The following is a 23,831-nucleotide window of genomic DNA, read 5'->3' on the forward strand; positions in this document are numbered from 1 at the left end:
TCACTCACCAACCGTGGGTCAGGTTGGCACAAACCGCTTCCGACCTACGGTTCTATGAGGATCTTGCGGCCCTCGCCCGCCCGAAACTGGTTCAAAGCGGTGGCATACGAGTCGAGCGGGAACCGGTGACTCACGAAGATCGACGGGTCCAGCACCCCGGCCGCGAGCATCTGGCCGGCCCGGTCGAAGCTGTGCAGCACGGCCATCGATCCGGTGATGGTGATCTCCCGCCGATAGATCTCGTACGGCTCGATCGCCACCCGCGCGTCGTAGGCGGCCACCCCGAACTGGAGGAAGGTGCCCCCGCGCCCGACCCGGCCCAGACCGTCGGTGATGGCCGCGGCCACCCCCGTACAGTCGATGACCACGTCGAACCCGCGCGGCGCGTCGATCTCATCGGCCGAGGTGACCGCGGCCGAGCAGCCGAGCAACCGGGCCGTCTCCAGCCGGGCCGGATTCAGATCCACCATGGACACGGACTCGGCACCCGCCCGCAGCGCGAGGGAGAGCATCATCAGTCCCATCGTTCCCGAGCCGTAGATCAGGTACGAGCTGGCCATCGCGCGCGGCAGCACGTCGAAGCCGCGGACCGCGCAGGACAGCGGCTCGATCAGCGCCGCGTCGCCGGCCGCGAGGTGCGACGGCAGCTTGAAGAGGTTGGCCATCGGGGCGGCGACATATTCGGCGGCCCCACCGCTGACCGTCACCCCGATGGCACCCCAGTTCTCGCACTGATTGCCCCGCGCCCGCTTGCAGTAGTAACAGTGCCCGCAGTACAGCGACGGGTCGACGGCCACCCGGTCACCGACCGCATAGCCGATCACCTCGGCCCCGACCGCGACGATCTCACCGGCGAACTCGTGGCCCGGCACGATCGGGAAGGCAGGCGCGAACTCACCGTCCATGATGTGCAGATCGGTGCCGCAGATGCCGACCGCGGCCGGTTTGACCACCACCTCGGCCGGCCCGGGCGTCGGGTCCGGCACCTCCTCGACGGCGATCGTGCCGGGCGTCACGACGACGGCTGCTTTCACTTGACGGCTCCCATCGACAGGCCACGGACCAACTTGTTCTGCGCCAGCCAGCCGGCGATCAGCACCGGCAGCGAGACCAGCGTCGCCGCGGCGCACAGCCGGGCGAGGAACAGGCCCTCGGAGGAGATGAACCCGACCAGGAAGATCGGCGCGGTGCCGGCGTTCGTCGCGGTCAGGTTCACCGCCAGGAAGAACTCGTTCCAGGCGAAGATGAAGCAGATCAGCGCCGTCGCGGCCAGGCCGGGCGAGACGATCGGCAGGATGATCCGCCGGATGGAGGTGAGCAGCCCGGCGCCGTCCACCTCGCCGGCCTCGAGGACCTCGCGCGGCACCTCCAGCAGGAAGGACCGCATCATCCAGACCGCAAGCGGCAGGTTCATCGAGGTGTAGAGGACGACCATGGTCCAGATGTTGTCCAGCATGCCGAGGTGCTTGACCAGCAGGTAGAGCGGCAGCAGCGCGGCCACGGCGGGCATCATCTTGGTGCTGATGAAGAAGAACAGCGTGTCCGTCCACTTTGCCACCGGGCGCAGCGAAAGGGCATAGGCGGCCGGTGTCGCCAGCGCGACGACCAGCAGCGTCGAGAAGACGCTGGCCATCAGCGAGTTGAGCAGGAACGGCGTGATGTTGCGGTCGAAGACCTGCTCGTACTGGGCCAGGGTCGGGGTGAAGACCCAGCTCGGCGGGTTGCTGGCCGCGTCCTGCTCCTGCTTGAAGCTGGTCAGCACCATCCAGATGACCGGAAAGACGAACACGATCCCGGCGATCCAGGCCACGACTCCCCATAGCCGCTTCACCTGTGCTCCTCCATCTTGAAGAGGGACGAGATGACGCGCAGGGCGAACGTCGCCACGATGATCGTCAGCAGCACCACGATCACACCGGCGGCCGACGCCTCGCCGTACTCGAACTTGCGGAAGGTCGTCAGATAGATCTCGTACGGCAGGTTGGTCGTGGCCGTGCCGGGGCCGCCCTGGGTGATGCTGAAGATCGCGTCGAACGTGTTGACCAGGTAGATCGAGCCCAGCAGCGCGCCCAGCTCCAGATATTGCCGCAGGTGGGGCAGGGTCATCCGGCGGAAGATCTGCCACGCGTTGGCGCCGTCGACCCGGGCCGCCTCGACCACCTCGTGCGACTGCGACTGCAGGCCGGCCAGCAGGATCAGCATCATGAAGGGCGTCCACTGCCACACCAGGGTGGCGATGACCGCGCCCTTCGGATACGACGAGATCCAGTCGGTCGAGCCACCGAAAATGCCGTTGATCAGGCCGTACGCCGGATTGAAGATCGCGTGCTTCCACAGCAGCGCGGCCGCGATCGGCATCACCAGGAACGGCGTGATCAGCAACGTGCGTACGACCGAACGCCCCAGGAACTTGCGATCGAGGAGCAGGGCCAGCAGCAGACCCAGGATCATCGAGAAGATCACCGCGCCCGCCGTGAGCAGGACCGTGTTGACCAGCGCCGACCGCAGCCGGGTGTCGGTCAGCACGGTGACGTAGTTGTCCAGCCCGACGAACGGCTTGTCGCCGGGGCGCAGCGCGTTCCAGCTCAGCGTGGAGAGGTAGAGCGTGTAGAGGAACGGGATCTGGGTGATGACGATCGCGAAGATCAGCGCGGGCAGCAGCGGCGCCCGGCGTACCCAGCGGTCTTTGGCTCCGCCCTTGGTGGGCCGGACGGGCGGCTGGGTCCGCTCGTCCGGCCGGGCGACCATGGTGGTCACTACTTGTACTTCTTGGCGACGTCTTCGGCCTGCTTCTGGCCGTCGGCGAGGGCCTTGTCGACCGTGCTGCTGCCGGCGATGGCCGCGCTCACCTCCTGCGACACCTTCGTGCCGAGGTCGGCGAACTCGGGGATGCCGACGAACTGCACGCCCAGCGCGGGCCGGGGCTGCACGCCCGGGTTGGTCGGGTCGGCGTGCTCGATCGAGCCGAGCGTGATGTCGGCGAACGCCTTGGCCGACTCCTTGTACTCGGGGATCGAGTACGTCGAGGTGCGCTTGCCGGACGGGACCCGCGACCAGCCGAGCTGCTTGCCGACCAGCTGCTCGTAGTCCTTGCTGGTGGCCCACGAGATGAACTTCCAGGCGGCGTCGGCCTTCTTGGTGGTCTTGGGCATGGCCCAGGCCCACGTCCAGAGCCAGCCGGAGTACTCGGTCTTGTTCACCGGGGCGTACACGTAACCGACCTTGCCCGCCACCTTGCTGGCCTTCGCGTCCTCCAGCGTGCCCGCGGCCGACGTCGCGTCGTACCACATCGCGGCCTTGCCCTGCCCGAACGTGTTGAGGCACTCGGTGAAACCGGACTGCGGCGCGCCCGGCTGGCCGTGCTTTTTGAGCAGGTCGACGTAGAACTGGGTGGCCTGGGTGAACTCGGGCGAGTTGACCTTCGGCGTCCAGTCCTTCTCGAACCACGTGCCGCCATAGGTGTTGACGACGGTCGTGAGCGGCGCGAACAGCTCGCCCCAGCCGGGCAGGCCGCGCAGGCAGATGCCGGACACGCCCTTGCCCTTGTCGTCCAGCTTCGCCGCGAAGTCGGCGACCTGGGCCCACGTCGGGTGCTCGGGCATGGTCAGGCCCTTGGCCGCGAAGAGTTCCTTGTTGTACATGAGGAACGACGACTCACCGTAGAACGGCGCCGCGTACATCTTGCCGTCCTCGCCGGTCAGCGAGTCGACCATCGGCTTGAGAAGATCGGCCGAGTCGTACGCCGAGTCGGCCTGCGCCTGCGTCGACAGCTCGTGCAGCCAGCCGTTCTTGGCCCAGATCGGCACCTCGTAGGCGCCCACGGTGGCCACGTCGTACTGCCCGCCCTGGTTGGCGACGTCCTGGGTGACTTTGTCGCGCAGCTCGTTCTCCGGGAGGATCGTGAACTTCACGGTGATCCCGGTCTGCTTGGTGAAGTTGTCGGCGGTCAGCTTCTGGATGTCCTCCATCTGCGGGTTGCCGACCATCAGGGCGGTGATGGTGTTGTCGGCCTCATCGCCGCCACCACCGCTGGTCGAGCCGGCGCCCGAGCAGCCGGCGGTGGCGAGAAGTAGGCATGCGGCGGCCAAGGCCAGTTTTCTGGGCATGGTGAGTCCTCCGTTTTATGCGAAAACGGCTTCGGGGAGTTTCTTTTTCAGACCCGGATGACCTGAGGGCCCATTCGGGAGTAGCGGTTCGCCTCGGACGCCGGCAATCCGGTGTCCGTGACCAGTGATTCGAAATCGGATATCTCGGCGAAACGGCAGAACGTGCGTACGCCGAACTTGGTGTGAATGCCGACGAAGACCCGGCGGCGGGCGGCGGCGACGGCTCGCGCCTTCACGTCGGCCACGGCCGGGTCGGGGGTGGTCAGGCCGACCTCGCGGGAGATGCCGTTGGCCCCGATGAACGCCAGATCGATGACGAAACCGGAGAGCATGCCGGCCGCCCAGTGGTCGACGGTGGCCAGCGTGCGGCCGCGCACCCGGCCGCCGAGCAGCAGAACCGTGGCCGGCGTGGACCCGGCCAGCCAGGCCGCGGTGTTGAGCGAGGCGGTCACGACGGTGAGCGGACGGTCGGTGGGCAGCGCCTCGGCGATCAGCTGCGGGGTGAAGCCCTCGTCGATGAATATCGTCTCGGCGTCGCCGATCAGGCCGGCCGCGGCGGTCGCGATCCGCCGTTTCTCCGGCACCCCGCGCATGGTGCGCATCGCGAGATCGGTCTCGAATTTGGCGGTCTCCACCGGATAGGCGCCGCCGTGCGTACGGCGGATGAGACCGTGTTTCTCCAGCAGCCGCAGATCGCGGCGGATCGTCTCGGCGCTGACCGACAGCTCGGCCGCCAGTTTCGCGACCTCGACCTCGCCGTGCCGGCGGGCCAGGGCGACGATCTGGTGCTGTCGCTCGTCAGCGTTCATGGCGATATTTGTAACACCGGAGAAACCTGTGGCCTGCCTCACAAAGTCATCGACTTCGTTGTTTGTTTGCCCGCTTGGCCCGGCCCGGCTCGTTGATCAAACCGGTCTTTAGCCGGACCTTTTCCGCGAAACGTCCGACCGTTTCGCCGGAAAACGTGACCGGACGATGCCCGCTCGTGTGCGCTCGGGCGTTCTCCTCATATCCGGGCCCGAACGGACGACAAGAGTCCCGTGCTAGCGACGGAGCAACTGACAGAATTCCTGTCCGCGGTGGCGGACCGGCCCGCCGGTCCGGCCGCGCAATACGCTGCCGTCGAGTGCGCCGCCCGCGCCCTCGACGCCGACGTCGCGGTGCTGATGATCGACGACGGGGTGGTCGCCACCATCGGCCTCACGGCCGACGAGGTGCCCGCGTACGCCCTGGCCGAGGTGGCCGCCGGCCGCCGCGACACCCTCGAGCTCGGCGCCGGCCGCTACGCGGTCACCCACGCCCCGATCGGCGGGCCCGCGCCGGGCGTCCTGGTGCTGGGCCGGATCGGCGCCGCCTTCAGCGCCGAGGAGATCACCCTGCTGCGCGGCATGGCCCGCGTCCTCGAGCTCTGCCTCCAGTCGCTGTACGTCGTCGAGTCCGAGCGCCGGTACGCGGAGGAGAACGGCCGCCTGCTCGGCTATCTCGACCAGGGCCGCCGCGTGTTCTCCGAGCTCTCCGGTGTGCAGCGCGCCATCGGCCGCCGCCGGCCCCTGACCGACGTCTTCGAGCTGGTCACCGCGTCGCTGCGCGACCTGCTGGGCGTCGAGATGGTGTCGGTCAACCTGGTCGAGCGGGACGATCCGCAGCTGGGCAGCACGGTGGCCGCGGTCGGGGTCAGCCCCGAGATGCGTGCCCTGGCCCAGCGGATGCCGGTGGCCGCGGCCGGCGTCACCGGGCTGGCCATCCTCGGCGACGAGCTGGTCGCCGTGGAGGACTACGCCACCTCGCCCATCGCGATGCCCGCCCTGACCGCGGTCAACCTGCAGTCGGTCCTGGCCGTGCCCGTGCACGAGGGCGACCAGTCGGTCGGCGCGGTCACCGTGGGCACCTACAGCGCGCGCCGCGACTGGGACAAGGCGACCCGCGAGATCGTCACCGCGTTCGCCGAGCACGTGAGCCTGGCCCTGACCGACGCCCGCACCCAGGAGCAGATGAGCCGGGCCTACCTCGACTCGCTGACCGGCCTGGCCACCCGCGCCCTGTTCCAGACCCGGATGGAGGAGACGCTCGGCGCGCAGGGCCTGGGCGGCGCGGTCCTGTTCGTCGACCTCGACCGCTTCAAGGTGGTCAACGACTCCCTCGGCCACGCCGCCGGCGACACCCTGCTCACCGGCGTCGCCGAGCGCATACAGTCCTGCCTGCGCGACGGCGACACGGCCGCCCGCCTCGGCGGCGACGAGTTCGCCGTGCTGCTGCCCGGCATCCAGAGCACCGGCGAGGCCGTTCCGGTGGCCGAGCGCATCCTGGACGCTCTGCGGCTCCCGTTCGACCTGGGCGCCGAGACGTTCGTCAGCTCCAGCATCGGGATCGCGTTCAGCAAGCCCGGCGAGCACGACGCGGCCGAGCTCATGGTCCACGCCGACCTGGCCATGTACCAGGCCAAGAAGCACGGCAAGGACCGCTACGAGGTCTTCGAGCCGGCCATGCGCGAGGCCTTCCAGGCCAACATCGAGCTCGAGGCCGACCTGCGCCGCGCCGTCCTGCGGCACGAGTTCCAGCTGCGCTACCAGCCGATCGTCCACCTGCACACCGGCGAGATCACCGGCGTCGAGGCCCTGATCCGCTGGCAGCACCCGGAGCGTGGCGTCATCCCGCCGATGGACTTCATCCCGCTGGCCGAGGAGACGGGCATGATCGTCCCGATCGGCGAGTGGGTCCTGCGCGAGGCCACGACCCGCGTGGCCGAGTGGAACCGCAAACGGCTCGGGCCGCCGCTGTCGGTCAGCGTGAACATCTCGGCCGTCCAGCTCGACCAGACCTCGCTGCCGCAGGTCGTGCGGGACGCCCTGGAGACGGCCGGGATGCCACCGGACCGCCTGATCCTCGAACTGACCGAATCGCTGCTGGTCGAGCACCGCCCGGCCACCCTGGACCGGCTGCACGAGATCAAGGCCATCGGCGTCCGCCTGGCCATCGACGACTTCGGCACGGGCTATTCGTCGCTGGCCTATCTGCGCCGCTTCCCGGTCGACATCATCAAGATCGACAAGTCCTTCGTGGACGACGTGGTCGACGAGCCCACGGCGGCCGCCCTGACCCACGGCATCATCCAGCTGGGCCGGGCCCTGCAACTGTCGACGATCGCCGAGGGCATCGAGCACGCCAGCCAGCTCACCTCGCTGGCCGGCGGCAACTGCGAGCTGGGACAGGGCTACTACTTCGCCGAGCCGCTGACCCACGGCGCTCTCGACGACCTGCTCTTCCCCACGGACGTCCCACCGACCGAGTGCGAATAGGCCAGACTGCTGGGTCATGCGGGAACGCCCAGCCGACCTGACCGACGCCCAACTGGCCGCCACGCTGGCCGAGGGCTGGGGCATCCACGCCCCGGCCCTCGCCTATCTGCCGGTCGGCGCGGGCGGCCACCACTGGTCGGCCCCACCGTGGTTCGTCACGGTCACGGATTACTCGCCGGCCCTCGAACCCGCACTGGACACGGCGGCCCGCCTCGGCCTCGACTTCGTCGTCGCCGCGATCCGCGCCCCGGACGGCACCCTGGTCCGCCGCCTGGGCGACCGGTACGCCGTGACGGTCCACCCCTTCGTGCCCGGCTCCGCCGGCTCCTTCGGCCCGCATCCCCCGGCCGATCGCGACGCCGTCCTCGACATGCTGATCGCTCTTCACGGGACGAGGGCGACCGCACCCCGGGCCGACCTCCGCCTCCCCGGTCGCGCCCGTCTGGAGCGGGCGCTGGCCGACCTCGACCGCCCTTGGACCTCCGGCCCCTACGCCGAGCCGGCGCGCCGGCTCCTGGCCGGGCACACGGCCGCGGTGACCCGCAGGCTGTCCCGCCTCGACGCTCCGCCGTCCACCGAGTCCTGGGTCGTCACCCATGGCGAGCCCCATCCGGGGAACGTCCTCCGGACCCCGTCCGGCCCTCTTCTGATCGACTGGGACACCGTCCAGCTGGCCCCGCCGGAACGGGATCTCTGGATGCTCACCGACGCCATGATCGACGCGCCGCCCTCGAACGACATGCCGCTTTTATCGCGATACGAGCGGGCCACCGGTCACCGCGTCTCCGCGGCCGCCATCGAGTTCTACCGGAATTGGTGGATTCTGGCCGACATCGCCAACTACACCGACGATCTCCGCCGGCCCCACACCGAGGGCGCGGACCTGGCCGCCGCCCTGACCTACCTGGCGGCCAACCTGCGATCGGGCTGAACGACAGAGGCGGCCGCTTCGGATCGAAGCGGCCGCCTGCTCAGGTCGTACGTCAGGACTTGAAAGCGTCCTTGATGTTCTCCCCGGCCTGCTTGAGCTTGGAGCTCGACTGGTCGGCCTTGCCCTCGGCCTCGAGGCGCTCGTCGTCGGTCGCCTTGCCGACGCCCTCCTTGACCTTGCCGCCCAGCTCTTCGGCCTTGTTGTCGATCTTGTCGTCGGTACCCATGGTTACCTCCGGGGGGGTCAGCTGCCTACACCGTCCGAAGTACCCGAGAGCGGCTCGGCCAATCCCTTTCCAGGACATCGCCGAAGTCGGCCGCCGGCATCGGCCGGGCGAACAGGAAGCCCTGCGCCGCCCGATAGCCCAGATCACGCAGCCGGTCCGCCTGGTCGCGGGTCTCCACCCCCTCGGCCACCGCGTCCAGCCCGAGCGCGCCCGCCACCTGGAGCACCGCCGCCGCCACGGGCGCCCTCCCGTCCGGCACGGCCTGGGTGAAGGCGCGGTCGAGCTTCACCTCGTCGACCTCGACGTCGTGCAGCATGGTCAGCGACGACGCGCCGGTGCCGAAGTCGTCCAGCGACACCCGCACCCCGCGCGCCCGCAGATCGGCCAGATTGGCCGCCGACGCCTCGACGTCGATCGGCATCGACTCGGTGACCTCCAGGGCGATCCGGGAGCCTTCGATCTCGTACGCCTCCAGGAGCGCACCGACAAAGAAGGCGAAACCGGGCTCGCGCAGGTCACGGGCCGAGATGTTGATGTTCAGAACGATCTCCGGGCTCCAGCCGGCCAGATCGCGCACGGCCCGGCGGAGCACCCAGCGGCCCATCGGCACGATCAGCCCGGTCCGCTCGGCGACCGGGATGAAGGCGTCCGGCGCCAGCGTGCCGTGCACCGGGTGGGCCCAGCGGACCAGGGCCTCGGCGCCCAGCACCCGGCCGTCGGCCAGCGACACGATCGGCTGGTAGAGCAGGAACAGCTGGTTGTCGCGGATCGCCTCGCGCAGCTCGGCGCCCAGGTACGACTGGTCGCTGGCCGCCATGCCCTGGTCGTAGTGCAGGAACGCCGTGCCGGGGAGCGCCTTGGCCGCGTACATGGCGATGTCGGCCCGGCGCAGCAGCAGGCTCGGGTCGTCGCCGCTGCGGCCGTCGGCGATGCCGATGCTGGCCCGGATGGGCAGCTCGTGGCCGTCGGCCACGACCGGCTCGCGCAGGGCCTCGATCATGCGGCGGGCCGCGAGGTCGGCCGCGGCCGGGTCGGCGCCGTCGAGGACCAGCACGAACTCGTCGCCGCCGAGGCGGGCCACCGTGTCCTCGGCCCGGACGCAGCCGGCCAGGCGCTGGGCCACCGCGATCAGCAGGAGGTCGCCCACCTCGTGGCCGAGCGTGTCGTTGACCTCCTTGAAGTCGTCCAGGTCGATCAGCGCGACCGCCACCGGGCGGTCACCGGGGCTGGTCAGGGCCTTGTCGAGCCGCTCGTGGAAGAGCACCCGGTTGGGCAGCTGGGTCAGCGCGTCGTGGGTGGCGCCGTGGTCGAGGCGGCGCAGCAGGCGTCCGTTGTCGCGGAAGGCGGTGATCTGGCGGATCACCACGAGCGCGGTGAGCAGCACCGCGCTGACCACCACGATCCGGCGGTCGTCGCCGTCGGCGGGCCAGGTGACCGACAGCAGCAGGCCGTCGACGGCGGCCACGGCCACGTACGGCAGGGCGCTGAAGCTCCACCGGCGGTTCGGCTTGGCGCCGCGGCGGGGGCCGTAGGAGGCGCGGCGCTGCCGGTCGGCGGCCAGCGCGCCGAAGAAGTAGACCGCCGGCATGCTGAAATAGTCGGCGTACAGATGCGGGTCGAGCGCCGTGAACAGCGGTTGCAGCACCGGGCCGACGGCGCCCACGAGCACCGCCATCGCGATCATCCGCAGCGCGCCGCGGTCGAACAGCGACTGGCTGGCCAGCATGAACTTGGCGACCGCGAACACCGCCAGCAGGGCCAGCGTGCTCAGGGTGAGCGAGATGTAGACGAGTCCGGCGTCGGTCTCGTGCAGCGAGTACCGGGTCGCGAAGTGCCAGACGAAGACGGCACAGGCCAGCATGACCGTGCCGGCGTCGAGCACCAGGCGGAACGTCTCACCGCGGCTCTGCGTCCCGAACGGCAATCGGATCAGGGCCCACATGACGATCAGGATGGCCAGGCCGTCGAAGATCATCTGCCCGGCGCCCATCGGCAGGCCGGGCGGGTTGCCGGCGCCGGTCACCTGGGCCGCCTGCGCGGTCGCGCCCAGCCCGACCAGCAGGCACACCACCCAGATCTGCCGCCAGAAGCGGCGGATCGGCGCCGGCAGGTGCCCGGCCCGGGCGGTGCGCGCGCAGTTCACGGCGAGCAGACCGGCGCCGGCGATGCCGGGCAGCCAGAGCAGCGCCCACGGGATGACCGGGCTGACCACGTTCACGCCGATGGCGACCACGGTCACCACGAGCAACAGCGCGTTCGCCCTGAGCAAACGGTCGGACGGAAGAGTCACGCCGCTCGGATCGGCCGCGGGCGGGCCCCGGGTGAGAAAAGAGCCGCTGTGACCTAGGTCCCCGGCAGCCGGCTTGCCGGGGCGGCCATACTTTGACACTGTGCTGCGACCCGCGACCTACGCCGAACGCGACCTGATCCTGCCCTGGCGGAACCATCCGTCGGTGCGGGCGGTCAGCCTGACCACCCACGAGATCAAGCCGGAGGAGCACGCTGCCTGGTGGGAAAAGCGCTGGCAGACCGTGCTGATTTACGAGGATGATCGCGGCGTGCCCGCCGGCGTCGTCATCTTCAACGAGAACACCTGGTCCTTCTATCTCGACACCGAGGGTCTGGGCGACCGGCAGCTGGCCGCCTGGATGCGGCTCGAGAAAGAAGCCATCGACTACGCGTTCGGCACACTGGGGCTGGAAACGCTGGGCGGCGAGACCCTGGAAGAGAACAAGCAGGTGCTGGCGTTGCACCGTCGGTTCGGTTTCAAGGAGACGCGGCGCTACGAACGACTCGTCGACGGGGTTCCGAAGACGGTCGTCTGGACTGAGAGAGGGAAGTAATGACTAAGTTCGGGCCCGACAAGCGGCCGTACATCGTCGCGGAGATGTCGGGTAACCACAACGGCTCTCTCGACCGGGCGCTGGCGCTGGTCGACGCGGCGGCCGACAACGGCGCGGACGCCATCAAGATCCAGACGTACACGGCGGACACCATGACCGTGGACGTGAAGCACCCCCGCTTCCAGATCTCCAAGGGCCACGAGCTGTGGTCCGAGGCTTATCTGTACGACCTGTACGAGCGGGCGCACACCCCGTGGGACTGGCACCAGCCGATCTTCGAGCGGGCCCGCGAGCGGGGCCTGCTGCCGTTCTCCAGCCCGTTCGACCGCACGGCGGTCGAGCTGCTCGAGAAGCTGGACGCCCAGCTCTACAAGATCGCCTCCTCGGAGATCACCGACCTGCCGCTGATCCGCCTCGCCGCCAGCACCGGCAAGCCGATCATCATCTCCACCGGCATGGCCTCGGTGAAGGAGATCGCCGCCGCGGTCGAGGCCGCCCAGGGTGTCGGCGCCACCGACATCACCGTGCTGAGCTGCACCGCGTCGTACCCGGCCCCGCCGGAGTACACGAACCTGCGCCGCATCCCGGTGCTGGCCCAGATGCTCGAGCTGCCGATCGGCCTCAGCGACCACACGCTGGGCATCGGCGTGCCGATCGCGGCCGTCTCGTTCGGCGCCTGCCTGATCGAGAAGCACATCACTCTCGACCGCGAGGACGGCGGCGTCGACTCGGCCTTCTCGCTGGAGCCGGCCGAGCTCAAGGCTCTGCGGATCGAGTCGGAGCGGGCCTGGCAGGCGCTGGGCACCACCCACATCGGCCCGACCGAGGCCGAGAAGGAGGGCCTGCGGTTCCGCCGGTCGCTCTACGTGGTGACCGACGTGAAGGCCGGCGACCCGGTGACCGAGGAGAACGTCCGCTCGATCCGCCCGACCGGCGGCCTGGAGCCCGACGCGATCCGCACGGTGATCGGCCGCACCTTCACCCAGGACGCGGCCAAGGGCACCCCGCTCACCTGGGACCTGATCTAAAGAAATGGGGGGCCTTCCAAAAGGCCCCCCATTTTCACTGTCCTCGGCGCCGTAGCTTGCCGAGAGCCTTGCGGCCGTCGCGGCCCACGACCTTGTAGCCGGCCCGCGCGACCATCAGGATCCGGCCGGCCCAGCTCTTCTTGTAGAACTGGACTTCCCAGTCCATCTTGCTGACGGCCAAGTCCCGCGACTTGATCATCTGCTCGGTCCACTCCATCATCGCGAGCAGGTGGCTCGCCTCGTACCGCTGGCGCCACAGCGCCTCGGTGAGCTCGCGGAAGCCCGGCACGTCGACCGAGGCCGTGCCCGGCGACACCGACAGCAGCTGGAGCCGGCGGTCGTGCTGCTGCTCCAGGTTCAGCTCGAACTCGGCCGACTCCAGGATCACCTGAAGGTCGACCGCGCGGCGGATCTCCTCGGCGTCGACGCCCTGGCCGATCATGCCGAGCAGGATGGCGGTCAGGTCGACCGCGTGCGAGGTGATCGGCCACGGGTGCGGCTGGCCCGAGGTGATGAGCTGCACCGCGAACGCCCAGACGGCCCGGACCTGGGCCGTCTCCAGCGGGACGGGCTCGATCGGGGCCCAGCGGGTGGGCAGCAGCTCCGGCCCGTCCTGGCCGATGAAGACGTCGGCGAGGCCGGCCAGCCCGACCGGGCCGGTCAGGACGCCGTCGTGGGCCTGCGCCCGCAGCCACGCGTCGTACTGCGCCAGCTCGACCCGGATCTGCCGCAGGTTGTCGGTGGCGGCCAGGTGGAGCAGGCGCTCCTCCAGCACATAGCCGAGGTCGGCGCCCGGCGCGGCCGGCTCGCTGACGCGGCGCAGGCCGTACCGCTCGACCGGCGCCTCCAGCGACTTCAGGACGGTCGTGCGGACACCGCCGGCGCCGCCCGCGACCTCGTAGACGAAGGTGCCCCGCGGGTCGCCGATGAGCAGCTGATGACCGGGCGTGGCGGCGGTGGCACCGGCCGCGCGGGCCACGACCAGCCAGGCCGCGGCCACGGTGCTCTCGGCGCCGGCGCGCACGGCCCGGTTGATCAGGCGGCGCGGGTCGGTGAGGACCGGGCGGTTACGGAAGGCGGTGGCGTACGCCTGCGAGAGCGCCGTGCCGAGCCGGGGCCGCAGCGGCGAGGAGACCTCGCCCAGCAGGCCCTCGCCGACCAGGACGGTCGGGGTGGCGGGCTCGGGGAACGCCGCGTACGACGAGCCGACGGTCAGGCCGGCGTCGCTCAGCCGGGAGATCAGCTGCTCGCGGGAGGCCGGGCGGTGGGCGTCGTGCTCGTCCACCGGGTACCACGCCGAGTCCTGGCGCTCGCGGGCGCCGGGCTCTAGCCGCAGGGTGTGGTGCAGCGCGAAGTTGTTGTCGTGGAGCAGGATCAGGGCGCCGTCGGGCCGCACGGCCGAGGCGAGACGGTCGATCAGCTCACCGGCGGACAGCTGCTCGCCCTCGGTGGAGTTGAGCCGGCCCACGCCGTCGACCGCGACCACGACATCGAAGGTGGCGGCCGGGTCGACCTTCAGCACCGAGCCACCGAGCACGGTCACCCGCGGGTTGGCCCGCGCGGCCCGCTCGGCGTCGCCGAGGGAGCGCAGCAGCCACGTGACCGCCGCGCCGCTGTCGGCCAGAGCCGCGACGATCTCCGGGGAGTGCGGGCCGGCGACCAGCACGGTGCGGCCCGGGCCGACGTGCTGCGCGAGCAGGTGGAGCAGGACGGCGCCGCGCGGCAGGGCCGGGCCCCGCTGCTCGTCAAGATCGGTCCAGTTGAACATCTCGCCACCGATGCGCTGAAGATTGTTCACCGGCGGCGCGTTCAGCGCGGCCGTGAAGTTCGTGCCATCGGTGGGAAGCAGAGCAGAGGCGCGCTCCGACATCACTCAGACCTCTCTGTTGCTGCGGGCCGGCCCAGGTCGTCGGGGGTCGCGGAGGCGTCGCCGTCTCGGCCCGTCATTTCGACGCCGAAAGGTACCATTCAAGGTTAGTAACTACTCGGATAGTTGGGGCTGCATTCCCCTGTGGCGCAGGTAGGACAATGGGTGAATTGTCCGCAAAGTCCCGGCCCGCGCGAGTCGTCCCCGGCGGCCAGAGCCTATCACCTGTGTCGCGCATCACCGTTTTCCCCAGCGGCCCCGCTCGCCGCGCGACCGGCAAGATCATCGCCTACAGTGGACGACCAGAGACCGGCCGGGGTGGGCGCCGCCACGTCTGCCCCGGCCTCCTCGACCGTGGCGATACCGTGATCATCGTGGTGCTGGCGGTGATCTCCCTGGGTGGCGTGCTCGGCGCGCTGACCCGCTATGGCCTGACGCTGGCCTGGCCGCACGACGCGGACGGCTTTCCGTGGGCAGTCTGGACGATCAACGTGTCCGGCTGCTTCCTGATCGGCCTCCTCTACGTCTGGCTCGGGCGTTTCCGCCCGCGTCAGCGTCTCGTACGCCCGTTCCTCGGCACCGGCTTCCTCGGCGGCTACACGACCTTCTCGACCGCCATGACCGACGCGCTGACCGCGCCGACCGTGACCGGCGCCGTCTATCTGCTCACCACCCTGGCCGGCGCGCTGCTCGCCGTCTGGGCCGCGACCGTCCTGGCCGAACGGGTGCCCCGATGACCACTGTCCTCCTGGTCGCGGCCGGCGCCGCGGTAGGCGCGCCGTTGCGCTATCTGACCGGCCAGGCCTTCAAGTCCCCCTGGGGCACCTTGATCGTCAACGTCGGCGGATCATTGCTGCTCGGCTTCCTGATCGGCCTTCACGTCAACCCCACGCTGTCCGCGCTGCTGGGCACCGGTTTCTGCGGCGCCCTGACCACATATTCGACGTTCAGCTGGGAGACGCTCACCCTGGCCCGCTCGGACCGGCCGCACCGGGCCCTCGTCTACGCGCTGAGCAGCATCGTCCTGGGCCTGAGCGCCGCTTTCCTCGGCCGCTTCCTGGGCAGCCACACACAATAGGGGTCATGGAGCTCGCAAAGATCCTGGAAGCGGCGGCCGACGGCTACTTCCCGCCCCCGAACGGCGGCGTCACCGTGGTCCCCCAGCCGAGCAAGCGCGACGCCGGCGTGCTCGCCTTCACCGCCCACACGGTGATCTTCCTGGACGAGGACCCGGACTGGATCACCGCGACCCTGGCCACCATCGACGTCGACCCCTTGGCCAGGACCATGCACCCCTTGTTCCTGACCGCCCTGCTGACCCGGACCGGCCGCCAGGCCGACACGATCGACCTGCTGACGGTCGCCCCCGCCCTGCCCGGTCCGCCCCCTCTTCCCCTGACCCGTCAAGATCAAGACCATTCCCGTGTACGCCGCGCCCAGTCCCACCGCGACGACGTCCAGGCGTGGTGGACCGACGGGGGCGTGCTCACCCTGGGCCGCGGCGTGGCGGGCCGCTGGGAGATCTCGGTCGAGGTGGACGAGGCCGCCCGCCACCGGGGCCTGGGCCGCCTGCTGGCCACCGCCGCCCGCCACTTGATTCCGTCCGGCGCCTGGCTGTGGTCCCAGCAGTCCCCCGGCAACGCCCGGAGCGTCCGCACCTTTCAGGCCGCCGGATATCGCCCCATCGCCTCCGAGCTCCTCCTGTACCCCTGACCCGCGCCGTCACGCCGCTCCGGGAAGATCGGAGCGTGCGGATCGCGAGTGTCAACGCGTGGGGTGGCGCGCTCTTCGACCAGCTGGTCACCTGGCTGCCGGGCAGCGGGGCCGACATCGTCTGCCTCCAGGAGGTGACCCGGACTCCGGGGCTGAGCGGCTGGACCCGGTTCGAGGACGAGCACCGCAGCCTGCCCCAGCGGGCCGGCCTCTTCGACGACGTCCGGGCCGCCCTGCCCCGCCACCAGGCGATCTTCGTGGCCGCCGACTCCGGCCCCGTCCAGGACGCCGCGGGCGCCGCCCATCGGCAGGACTTCGGGGTGGCGACGCTGGTCGCCGAGGACGTCCCGGTGGTCGGGGTCGACTCCGCGTTCGTGCACGGGCGCTTCGCCGACCACCTCGCGTGGCACGCCGCCGACCGTCCCCGCGTCGCCCTCGCCGTGCGCGCCGTCGACCGTGCCGGCGGCCGTTCGGTCGGCGTCGTGCAGCTGCACGGCCTGCGTGACCCGGCCGGCAAGGCCGACAGCCCGGCCCGCCGCCGGCAGGCCGAGCGGCTGGTCGAGCTGGTGGAGCGGTTCCGCGAACCGCACGACGTGACGGTCGTCTGCGGCGACTTCAATCTCCTGCCCGGCAGCGAGACCTTCGGCCTGCTGGCCGAGATCGGCCTCACCGACCTGGTCGGTGAGGCCGACACCCGGACCTCGCATTACGCCAAGCCGGTGCGCCACGCCAGCTACCTGTTCGTCTCCGACGTCGCCGCGGTGCGGCGGTTCGAGGTCATGGCCGAGCCGGAGATCTCCGACCATCGCGCGCTGATCCTCGACCTCTAGGCCGAGGATCAGCGCAACGGTGTCAGGCCGGGACGAGCTCCTTCTCCGGCTCGCGGGTGTCCGGCGTCGCCGGCGGCTCGTGGGCGATCTGCGGCAGCCAGCCCAGCCAGCGCGGCAGCCACCAGTTCTTCTCGCCCAGCAGGGCCATCACGGCCGGCAGCAGGACGGCCCGGATGATCGTGGCGTCCAGCAGGACCGCCGCCGCCAAGCCGATGCCGAGCTGCTTCGTCGAGGCCAGCGGCAGCGTGGCGAACAGCGCGAACACCGCCACCATGACCACCGCCGCGCTCGTGATCACGCCCGCCGTGCGGCCGATGCCCTCGCGCACCGCCTGCCGTGTGGTCAGGCCCCGGTCGTGACCCTCGCGGATGCGGCTCAGGACGAACACGTGGTAGTCCATCGACAGTCCGAACAGGATGATGAACAGGAACAGCGGCATCCAGTTGATGATCCCGTCGGCCGCGTGGAAGTCGAGCAGGCTCTCGAAATGGCCGTACTGGAAGACGAAGACGAGCATGCCGTACGCCGCCGCCACCGACATCAGGTTCAGCACGACCCCGGTGATCGCCACGACGACCGAGCGGAACGACACCAGCAGCAGCAGGAAGGCCAGTCCGAGCACGAAGCCGAACACCCACGGCAGGCTCGAGCTGAGCCGCGCGTTGAAGTCGGCTTCACCCGCCGCCTCTCCGGTGACCAGTGCGTCCGCTCCGAAGGCGGCCGGCGCCACCTGTTCGCGCAGCAGGGGCAGGTCGTCCTTGTCGGCCAGCCCGACCGAGACCACCTCGACCGTCCTGGCCGGGTTCACCTCCACCTCGACCGGCCCGACGAGACGTCCGCCGCTCGCCGCGACCGCCTTCTCGAAGTTCGCCATCTCCTTCTGGTCGAACGGCGCGCGCAGCACCACCTGAGCCGGCGAGATCTCACTCGGGAAGGCCTCTTCGACCGCCTTGTACGCCTGCACGATCGCGGCGTCCGGCGGAAGATCCTCGATTCCCTCACCCTTCGTCCGCAGGTCCAGCGCCGGCCAGGCCAGCGCGCCCAGCGCCGCCACCGCGATGACCGCCGAGATCAGCGGCTTGGCCAGCACCACGCCGAGGAAGGCGTTCCACATCCGGCCGTCGCTGCGCTTGCGGTACAGCCCGGGGATCTTGATCGCGTCGACCTTGTCGCCCAGCGCCGACAGCAGCGCCGGCAGCACGGTCAGCGAGCCGAGCACGGCCGTCGCCACCACCAGGATCGTGCCGACCGCGAAGCTCGTGAAGGTCGCGTCGAACGTCAGGAACATGCCGGCCATGGCCACGATCACGGTGAGGCCGGAGACCCAGATCGACCGGCCCGACGTCTGCGCGGCGATGACCAGGGCGCGGTGCGGATCGGCGCCGTTGCGCCGCTCGTCGCGCTCGCGGCGGATGTAGAACAGGCAGTAGTCGACGCCGACGGCCAGGCCGACCAGCAGCATCACGTGCATCGTGGTGTCGACCGTCGGCGCGAAGCGGCTGGCGAAGGCGAGGAGCCCGATCGCCGCGACCACCGCCATGACGGCCAGCAGCACCGGCAGGAACGCGGCGACCACCGCGCCGAACGCGATGAGCAGGATGCCGAGCGTGACCGGGATCGACAGCAGCGACAGCGTGTGCAGCCCCTTGTCGAGGTCCTCCCCGATCAGCTTGTCCCCGCTCGCGTCACCACCCTCGGCGATGTAGAGACCGGGATGCTTCGCTTGAACGGAAGCCACCGTGTCGAGGGCCGGCGCGACCCGGTCGGAGGCCGTGGCGGGATCGCCGCTGATGCCGAAGGTGACCAGCGAGGAGCGCCCGTCGGGCGACGTGATGGCCGGCCGCACGTCCACGACGTTCGCGGTCTTCTTCAGCGCCGCGGTCACATCGGAGATCGCAGCCGCCCGATCGGACGACGAGCGGTTCTGGACGATGACCATCTCGCCCGCGGGCTGCTCCGGAAACCCGGCCCCGTCGATGATCTGGTCGGCCTTCATGGAGTCGCCGTGCCCCTGATCGGCGCCGGTCGCCTCGACCGTCTGAAACTGTCCGGCGAGGACGGTCACACCGATGACGAAAGCGATCCAGCCCAGAATCGCGAGCGTCCGATGACGGGCGCTCCACAACGCGGCACGGGCCGCGATCCCTTTCACGTTCCCCCTGGTATTCATGGGAAGAACGCTATGAAGAAGAGGAACGGCGTTCGATCCCCTTGACCCCCCTGTTGATGGTGGGGATAGCCCTACCGTTACCTGTCAGTACGCTCTGCTGAGCGCAAAGTCGGTAGTCACACCTTGCGATGGGACGGTCCCGGTCTGATCGGCTGTTGCCGCGCCGGGTTGACGCTTCATAGCCGCTTGCCCACCGCGTCCTGCCACCGGGCCACTCCCGGCGGTGTGGTACTCAGCTGCAAGGTCAGCCAAGTTACAGACGGCAGTGAGATCCCAGCGCGACGAGATGCCGGATGCCGACGTCGACACCGACCACCGAGCGGGACCGAGCAGGAAGTCGTTCGGCGCGCTCCACCTCGGCCGTAAAGGCGAGCGCCCAATTGTCCGCCGCGACCACAGTAGACCTGAGCGTCTATCCCTGGAGGTAGGCCAGCACTGCCATCACCCGGCGGTGTTGTTCGTCGTCCTGGTGGAGGCGGAGCTTGGTGAAGATGTTGCGGACGTGCTTCTCGACCGCGCCGTCGGTGACGACCATCTTGCGGGCGATCGCCGTGTTCGACAGCCCCTCGGCCATCAGGCCCAGCACCTCGCGCTCGCGGGGCGTCAGCGTGCGCAGCGGGTCGTCGCGGCGGCGGCGGACCAGCAGCTGGCTGACCACCTCGGGGTCGAGCACCGTGCCGCCGGCGGCCACCCGGGCCAGGGCGTCGAGGAACTCGGCGACCAGGGACACGCGGTCCTTGAGCAGATAGCCGACCGCGCCCATGCGGTCGGCCAGCAGGTCGTCGGCGTACGAGACCTCGACGTATTGGGAGAGCACCAGGATGGGCGTGCCGGTCACCAGGCCGCGCGCCTCGACGGCGGCCCGCAGGCCCTCGTCGGTGTGCGAGGGCGGCATGCGCACGTCCACGATGGACACGTCCGGCTTGTGCTCGGCGATGGCGGACACGAGGGAAGGCCCGTCGCCGACGGCCGCCACCACAGTGTGACCGTTCTCCTCGACGAGCCTCACCAGTCCCTCGCGCAACAGGACCGCGTCATCGGCAATAACCACCCGCATCCCGTCATGCTGTCAGATGCGGAGCTGTCTATAGGGGGAGGGCCGCCGTGAGGTGCGTTCCACCGGTGGCGGGGCTGGTCACGTCGAGCAGTCCGCCCGCCGCCTGCACCCGGTCGGCCAGGCCGGCCAGGCCGTGCCCCTTGGCCAGGCTGGCGCCGCCCACGCCGTCGTCGCTGACCGAGACCAGCAGGCCGGCCTGGTTGCGCTTGACGGTGACCTGCACCTCGCTGGCGTGGCTGTGCTTGGCGACGTTCGTGAGCGCCTCGGCCACCACGAAGTAGGCCGTCGACTCGACCACCGGGTCGAGCCGCTCGGTCACCGGCGCGTCGAGGTCGACCGGGACGGTGCAGCGGCCGGCGAGCGCGGTGAGCGCCGCCTGGAGGCCGCGGTCGACCAGGATCGGCGGGGCGATGCCGCGGGAGAGGGCGCGCAGCTCGTCGAGGGTCTCGCGGGTCTGTGCGAGGGCCTCGGCCACGGTGGCCCGGGCCGCGTCGGGGTCGGTGGCGAACTGCTGCTCGGCCCGGCCCAGGTCCATGGCGAGGCGGACCAGGCGCTGCTGGGGGCCGTCGTGGATGTCGCGTTCGAGGCGGCGCAGGGCGGTGGCCTCGGCCGAGACGGCGGCCGCCTTCTGCTGCTGGGCCACGTCGCGGGCGGCGTTGGCCTGGTTGACCTGTTCGCGCAGCTCGTTGACGCCGCAGAGCAGGCCGCGGGCGAACCAGGCCTCCATCAGGGCGGCGCCGCGCACGACCGGGTAGAGCGTGCCGGCGAAGAAGACGCCGATGGCGAAGTAGAAGATCAGGCGGGTGCTGGTGGCGTCGCCCATGCCGAGCAGCTCGGGCAGGTCGTGCCGGTCGGGGCCGTCCGGGATGGCCCAGTCCCAGAGCGGGACGGTGAGGCCGCTGATCGCGGCGGTCCACCAGGTGACGACGAAGCTGAAACCGATGGTGTTGGGGATGAAGCGGAACATCCCGTGCAGCATGTCGAGCCACGACTGGCCGTCGGACATCGGCGTGAAGGTGCGGCGCAGCAGGTCACCACCGGGGTTCTTCTTGTACGCCGGGTGTGGCACCTTGTGGCCGAAGACCGGCCCGATGCGGGCCCGCTCGATGGTGGCGAAGCCGCGGGAGACCATCAGGGTGCCGACCAGCAGCGGCAGGCCGACCCAGATGACCACGAGGCCGACTCCGGTGAAGAAGCCGGTCATGCAGACGACCAGCGTCACCAGGCCGAGCGGGAAGCCGAGGAGCACGTACTGCGTGTCGATGCCGATCCGGCGCAGGAGCCGGACGGCGGGGGCCTGCGTGGGCGCGGGAGAGGCGTACGTCGTCATGTCCTTGACGTTAGGCATCGGCGCCCCCTGTTCCGATCCCGCTGACCGCCGTCTGTTTGGTAGGGCTGGCCCTACCGTCACGTTAGTTGATAGATGCTTACCGGCCCGGAACGGTAACGGAGCGTCGCCACACTCGCCAAATTCCCCGAGACGCCGCCCTGGGCGCGGTCGTCGCCGAAGAGCCACCGAACTTTGTACCGGCGGCGAAGCTCGGCCACGTCGGCCGGGCCGCCGTGGGCGAAGACCCGCTGGTTGAGCTGGTACGCGGTCTGGTCGGGGGCGGGCTGGTACATGTAGCGCTTGCCGCCGACACCCTCGGCCGCGACCGCCGAGTCGGTGTAGCCCCAGCTCTCGACCAGCGTGCGACGGCCGCCGAGCCCGGCCACCCAGAACGCCCGGGAGTCGCACTCGGGCGTGCCGGCGATGGGACGGCAGTGCACGTTGGTGGCGACCAGGTCGTAACGGCCGGCGTGGTGGTCGAGCCAGGCCGCGGCCCGCATCTCCTCGGGCTGGATGACCCGTTGCCGGTCGAGGGCGGGCCGGGGCGAGTGTGACCAGTTGACCGCGCTCACGACGCCTCGCGCCTGCTGCTCGGCGCCGCCGACGAGCCCGGCCATCAGGGTGGCCGCGATCAGCGCCGGGAAGACCGCCCGCCAGGCCAGGCGACCGGTCCGCCGCCGCCACAGGTGCAGGGCGATCAGGGTGACGATCAGCGCGACGGCCGCCGTGAGCAGGAGCGGCTCGGCCAGCGCCCAGGCCCATCCGGACTTGGTCGGCGGCTTCGGAGCGGGCACGCGAGGGGCGACGGCCGCCCACACGCCGCCGGCGATGGCGCCGGCCACCACCGGGCGCAGGCTGCGGGCCTGGTCGGCCAGGAGCCAGGCGGTGAGCACCGTGCCGAACGGCACCGCGCACAGGTAGAAGTAGTTCTGGCTGGCCGACGGGTGCCACAGCAGGTAAGCGGCGCCCGCGCCGGCGGTGATCATGCCGGCGAACAGCCAGGCCGCCGGTTCCCGGCGGGTGCGCCCGACGGCGAGACCGGCCACGCCGAGCATCCGGGGCGCCTGCATGATCACCCACCAGATCAGCAGCCCGGCCAGGAACACTCCGCCGGTCAGGCCGGCGTGCTCCACCCCGTACGGAACCTCGATCGTGTCTTGCCGCCCCAGGGTCTGCCGATAGGGCGCCACCCAGTAGAGGACCGCGAGCGGCTCGAGCTTGAGCGTGCCGGCGCCGCCGCCCGCGAACAGCCGGAAGCCGACCACCACGGCCGCCAGGACGAGGCCGAAGAAGCCGAGGGTGGGAAGAAGCCGGCGGCGCTCGCGGAGCAGCACGATGAGCAGGGCGGCGGCCATCCCGGCCAGGAACGGCGGCAGGGCGCTGGATTTCGATCCGGCGACGGCCAGGGCCAACGGGAAGATCGCTGTCCAGCCCCAGCGCAGCGGACGGCCCCGCAGCACGTCGACGGCGAACAGGATCAGAAGACCGAGCAGACCGAGGACGTACGTCTGTGAGGGGCTGACGAAACTGATCGGGATCACGCCGATCGGCGTGACCGGGCTGCCGAGCAGCAGTGGGAAAGCGAGGATGGCGGCGACACCGCCACCGGCTCCGGCCCACCAGCGTCCGCTGAGCTCGCGGATCAGCGCGGCGCACACGAAGATCGCGACCCCGGCCACCGGCACGAACCACAGGCGCAGCAGCACGACGGCCGGGTCGATGCCGGTGATCATGCTGCCCACGGCGATGTCGGCGTCGCTCAGATAGTGGTAGTGCAGCGCCTCGCCGGCCACCTGCGGCACCTGGAACGGCATGGCTCGGGTCATCTCGTGCACGAGCGCCAGGTGGTAGAGCAGGTCCTGATAGAGCGCTCCGCCGGCCGGCGGCAAGGGGCTTCGGATCCAGTTGGGGTACGCCACGACGACCACCAGGAGCAGGCCGGCCGCGACGATCCACGACCAGAGCACCGGCAACGGCCGCGGCTCGCTCATCCGCCAGTGCCGCCGCAGGCCCGGCACGGCCAGGAACAACGCCACGATCAGCGCCGGCCACCAGGGCAGGAGCCAGAACCAGTCGAGGGCGGCGGCCAGCGCCCACCCGCCGAGCAGGAGCAGCATGCCGGTGGCGGCGCCGAGCCCGAGATCTTCCGGCAGGTTGCCCCGGCTGCCCCGCACGGCCCGGTGCGCCAGCGTGCCCGGGAGCACCACGCCGAGGGCGAAGTACGCCGTGTAGAGCGCGATCTCGGCGACGGAGACACCGGTGTGGAGCAGCCCGGCGACGAGCGCCACGGCCGGGAAGAGCCACGGCAGCGCCCGGAGGGCCACGGAGGTCAGGCGCGAACGAGTCGAGACCGCCGGGGGTCCGGCGGTCTCGAGAACAGCTGTCACACAGGGAGCGTAATCAGCCCGGTCACGTTCCGAGGCTGGTCGTAGTC

The 23,831-nt window shown here is 70.5% G+C and carries 20 protein-coding genes; 8 read left to right on the top strand and 12 right to left on the bottom strand.

Going from position 1 to position 23,831, the window contains the following annotated elements:
- Positions 1-44 precede the first annotated feature (44 nt).
- The 5 genes from ACFY36_RS26090 to ACFY36_RS26110 are packed head-to-tail and all read right to left on the bottom strand — an operon-like array spanning position 45 to position 4,915.
- Positions 45-1,034 carry a zinc-dependent alcohol dehydrogenase family protein gene (locus tag ACFY36_RS26090; protein WP_499748557.1) on the bottom strand — a complete coding sequence of 330 codons (990 nt, stop codon included), beginning with the start codon at positions 1,032-1,034 and terminating at the stop codon, positions 45-47.
- A complete protein-coding gene (locus ACFY36_RS26095; protein WP_499748558.1) occupies positions 1,031-1,831 on the bottom strand; it encodes a carbohydrate ABC transporter permease in 801 nt (266 codons plus the stop codon). The genes ACFY36_RS26090 and ACFY36_RS26095 overlap by 4 nt, the downstream gene beginning before the upstream one ends.
- Entirely contained in the window at positions 1,828-2,748 is a 921-nt protein-coding gene (locus ACFY36_RS26100) for a carbohydrate ABC transporter permease (RefSeq protein WP_499748788.1), read from the bottom strand. The genes ACFY36_RS26095 and ACFY36_RS26100 overlap by 4 nt, the downstream gene beginning before the upstream one ends.
- 8 nt (positions 2,749-2,756) lie before the next feature.
- The gene (locus ACFY36_RS26105; protein ID WP_499748559.1) at positions 2,757-4,106 is read right to left on the bottom strand and encodes an ABC transporter substrate-binding protein; all 1,350 of its coding nucleotides are present in this window, start codon (positions 4,104-4,106) and stop codon (positions 2,757-2,759) included.
- A 47-nt stretch (positions 4,107-4,153) separates the two neighbouring features.
- Positions 4,154-4,915 carry a DeoR/GlpR family DNA-binding transcription regulator gene (locus ACFY36_RS26110; protein ID WP_498694003.1) on the bottom strand — a complete coding sequence of 254 codons (762 nt, stop codon included), beginning with the start codon at positions 4,913-4,915 and terminating at the stop codon, positions 4,154-4,156.
- 231 nt (positions 4,916-5,146) lie between these two features.
- Here ACFY36_RS26110 and ACFY36_RS26115 point away from each other — a divergent pair, with 231 nt between their 5' ends.
- Positions 5,147-7,402, top strand: coding sequence for a putative bifunctional diguanylate cyclase/phosphodiesterase (locus ACFY36_RS26115; RefSeq protein ID WP_499748560.1), 2,256 nt, complete (start codon positions 5,147-5,149; stop codon positions 7,400-7,402).
- Positions 7,403-7,418: 16 nt separating this feature from the next.
- Entirely contained in the window at positions 7,419-8,333 is a 915-nt protein-coding gene (locus ACFY36_RS26120; protein ID WP_499748561.1) for an aminoglycoside phosphotransferase family protein, read from the top strand.
- Positions 8,334-8,385: 52 nt separating this feature from the next.
- Here ACFY36_RS26120 and ACFY36_RS26125 read toward each other — a convergent pair whose 3' ends face one another.
- Entirely contained in the window at positions 8,386-8,559 is a 174-nt protein-coding gene (locus ACFY36_RS26125; protein ID WP_097329123.1) for a CsbD family protein, read from the bottom strand.
- Between the two features lie 25 nt (positions 8,560-8,584).
- A complete protein-coding gene (locus ACFY36_RS26130; protein WP_499748562.1) occupies positions 8,585-10,849 on the bottom strand; it encodes a putative bifunctional diguanylate cyclase/phosphodiesterase in 2,265 nt (754 codons plus the stop codon).
- A gap of 100 nt (positions 10,850-10,949) precedes the next feature.
- Between ACFY36_RS26130 and ACFY36_RS26135 the strand changes: the two genes are divergently transcribed.
- Positions 10,950-11,402 (top strand): GNAT family N-acetyltransferase, encoded by a 453-nt coding sequence (locus tag ACFY36_RS26135; RefSeq protein WP_097328833.1) that lies wholly within the window; start codon positions 10,950-10,952, stop codon positions 11,400-11,402.
- Positions 11,402-12,430, top strand: coding sequence for a pseudaminic acid synthase (pseI, locus tag ACFY36_RS26140; protein ID WP_498693996.1), 1,029 nt, complete (start codon positions 11,402-11,404; stop codon positions 12,428-12,430). The genes ACFY36_RS26135 and pseI overlap by 1 nt, the downstream gene beginning before the upstream one ends.
- 34 nt (positions 12,431-12,464) lie before the next feature.
- Here the strand turns inward: pseI and ACFY36_RS26145 are convergent, their stop codons facing one another.
- Positions 12,465-14,300 carry a hypothetical protein gene (locus ACFY36_RS26145; protein ID WP_499748563.1) on the bottom strand — a complete coding sequence of 612 codons (1,836 nt, stop codon included), beginning with the start codon at positions 14,298-14,300 and terminating at the stop codon, positions 12,465-12,467.
- Between the two features lie 224 nt (positions 14,301-14,524).
- On the opposite strand from ACFY36_RS26145, the gene ACFY36_RS26150 reads away from it, so the two are divergent.
- Genes ACFY36_RS26150 through ACFY36_RS26165 form a run of 4 tightly spaced genes read left to right on the top strand, consistent with a single transcriptional unit; the run spans position 14,525 to position 16,840 of the window.
- A complete protein-coding gene (locus ACFY36_RS26150) occupies positions 14,525-15,034 on the top strand; it encodes a fluoride efflux transporter FluC (RefSeq protein ID WP_499748564.1) in 510 nt (169 codons plus the stop codon).
- Positions 15,031-15,375 (top strand): fluoride efflux transporter FluC, encoded by a 345-nt coding sequence (locus tag ACFY36_RS26155; RefSeq protein ID WP_499748565.1) that lies wholly within the window; start codon positions 15,031-15,033, stop codon positions 15,373-15,375. Before ACFY36_RS26150 ends, ACFY36_RS26155 begins: the two co-directional genes overlap by 4 nt.
- Before the next feature lie 5 nt (positions 15,376-15,380).
- Positions 15,381-16,010 (top strand): GNAT family N-acetyltransferase, encoded by a 630-nt coding sequence (locus ACFY36_RS26160; protein WP_499748566.1) that lies wholly within the window; start codon positions 15,381-15,383, stop codon positions 16,008-16,010.
- Between the two features lie 35 nt (positions 16,011-16,045).
- A complete protein-coding gene (locus tag ACFY36_RS26165; protein ID WP_499748567.1) occupies positions 16,046-16,840 on the top strand; it encodes an endonuclease/exonuclease/phosphatase family protein in 795 nt (264 codons plus the stop codon).
- A gap of 22 nt (positions 16,841-16,862) precedes the next feature.
- Here ACFY36_RS26165 and ACFY36_RS26170 read toward each other — a convergent pair whose 3' ends face one another.
- From ACFY36_RS26170 to ACFY36_RS26185, 4 genes are all read right to left on the bottom strand, one after another.
- On the bottom strand, positions 16,863-19,010 hold the full coding sequence (locus ACFY36_RS26170) for an MMPL family transporter (RefSeq protein WP_499748568.1): 2,148 nt from the start codon (positions 19,008-19,010) through the stop codon (positions 16,863-16,865).
- A 412-nt stretch (positions 19,011-19,422) separates the two neighbouring features.
- Entirely contained in the window at positions 19,423-20,067 is a 645-nt protein-coding gene (locus tag ACFY36_RS26175; RefSeq protein ID WP_498693989.1) for a transcriptional regulator, read from the bottom strand.
- Positions 20,068-20,095: 28 nt separating this feature from the next.
- Positions 20,096-21,415 (bottom strand): sensor histidine kinase, encoded by a 1,320-nt coding sequence (locus tag ACFY36_RS26180; RefSeq protein ID WP_499748569.1) that lies wholly within the window; start codon positions 21,413-21,415, stop codon positions 20,096-20,098.
- Between the two features lie 59 nt (positions 21,416-21,474).
- Positions 21,475-23,784 carry a hypothetical protein gene (locus ACFY36_RS26185; protein WP_499748570.1) on the bottom strand — a complete coding sequence of 770 codons (2,310 nt, stop codon included), beginning with the start codon at positions 23,782-23,784 and terminating at the stop codon, positions 21,475-21,477.
- Between the last annotated feature and the right edge of the window lie 47 nt (positions 23,785-23,831).

Origin of the sequence: Actinoplanes sp. NPDC000266, from assembly GCF_042899005.1 — a bacterium.
In the GTDB taxonomy this organism is placed as follows: Bacteria; Actinomycetota; Actinomycetes; order Mycobacteriales; family Micromonosporaceae; genus Actinoplanes.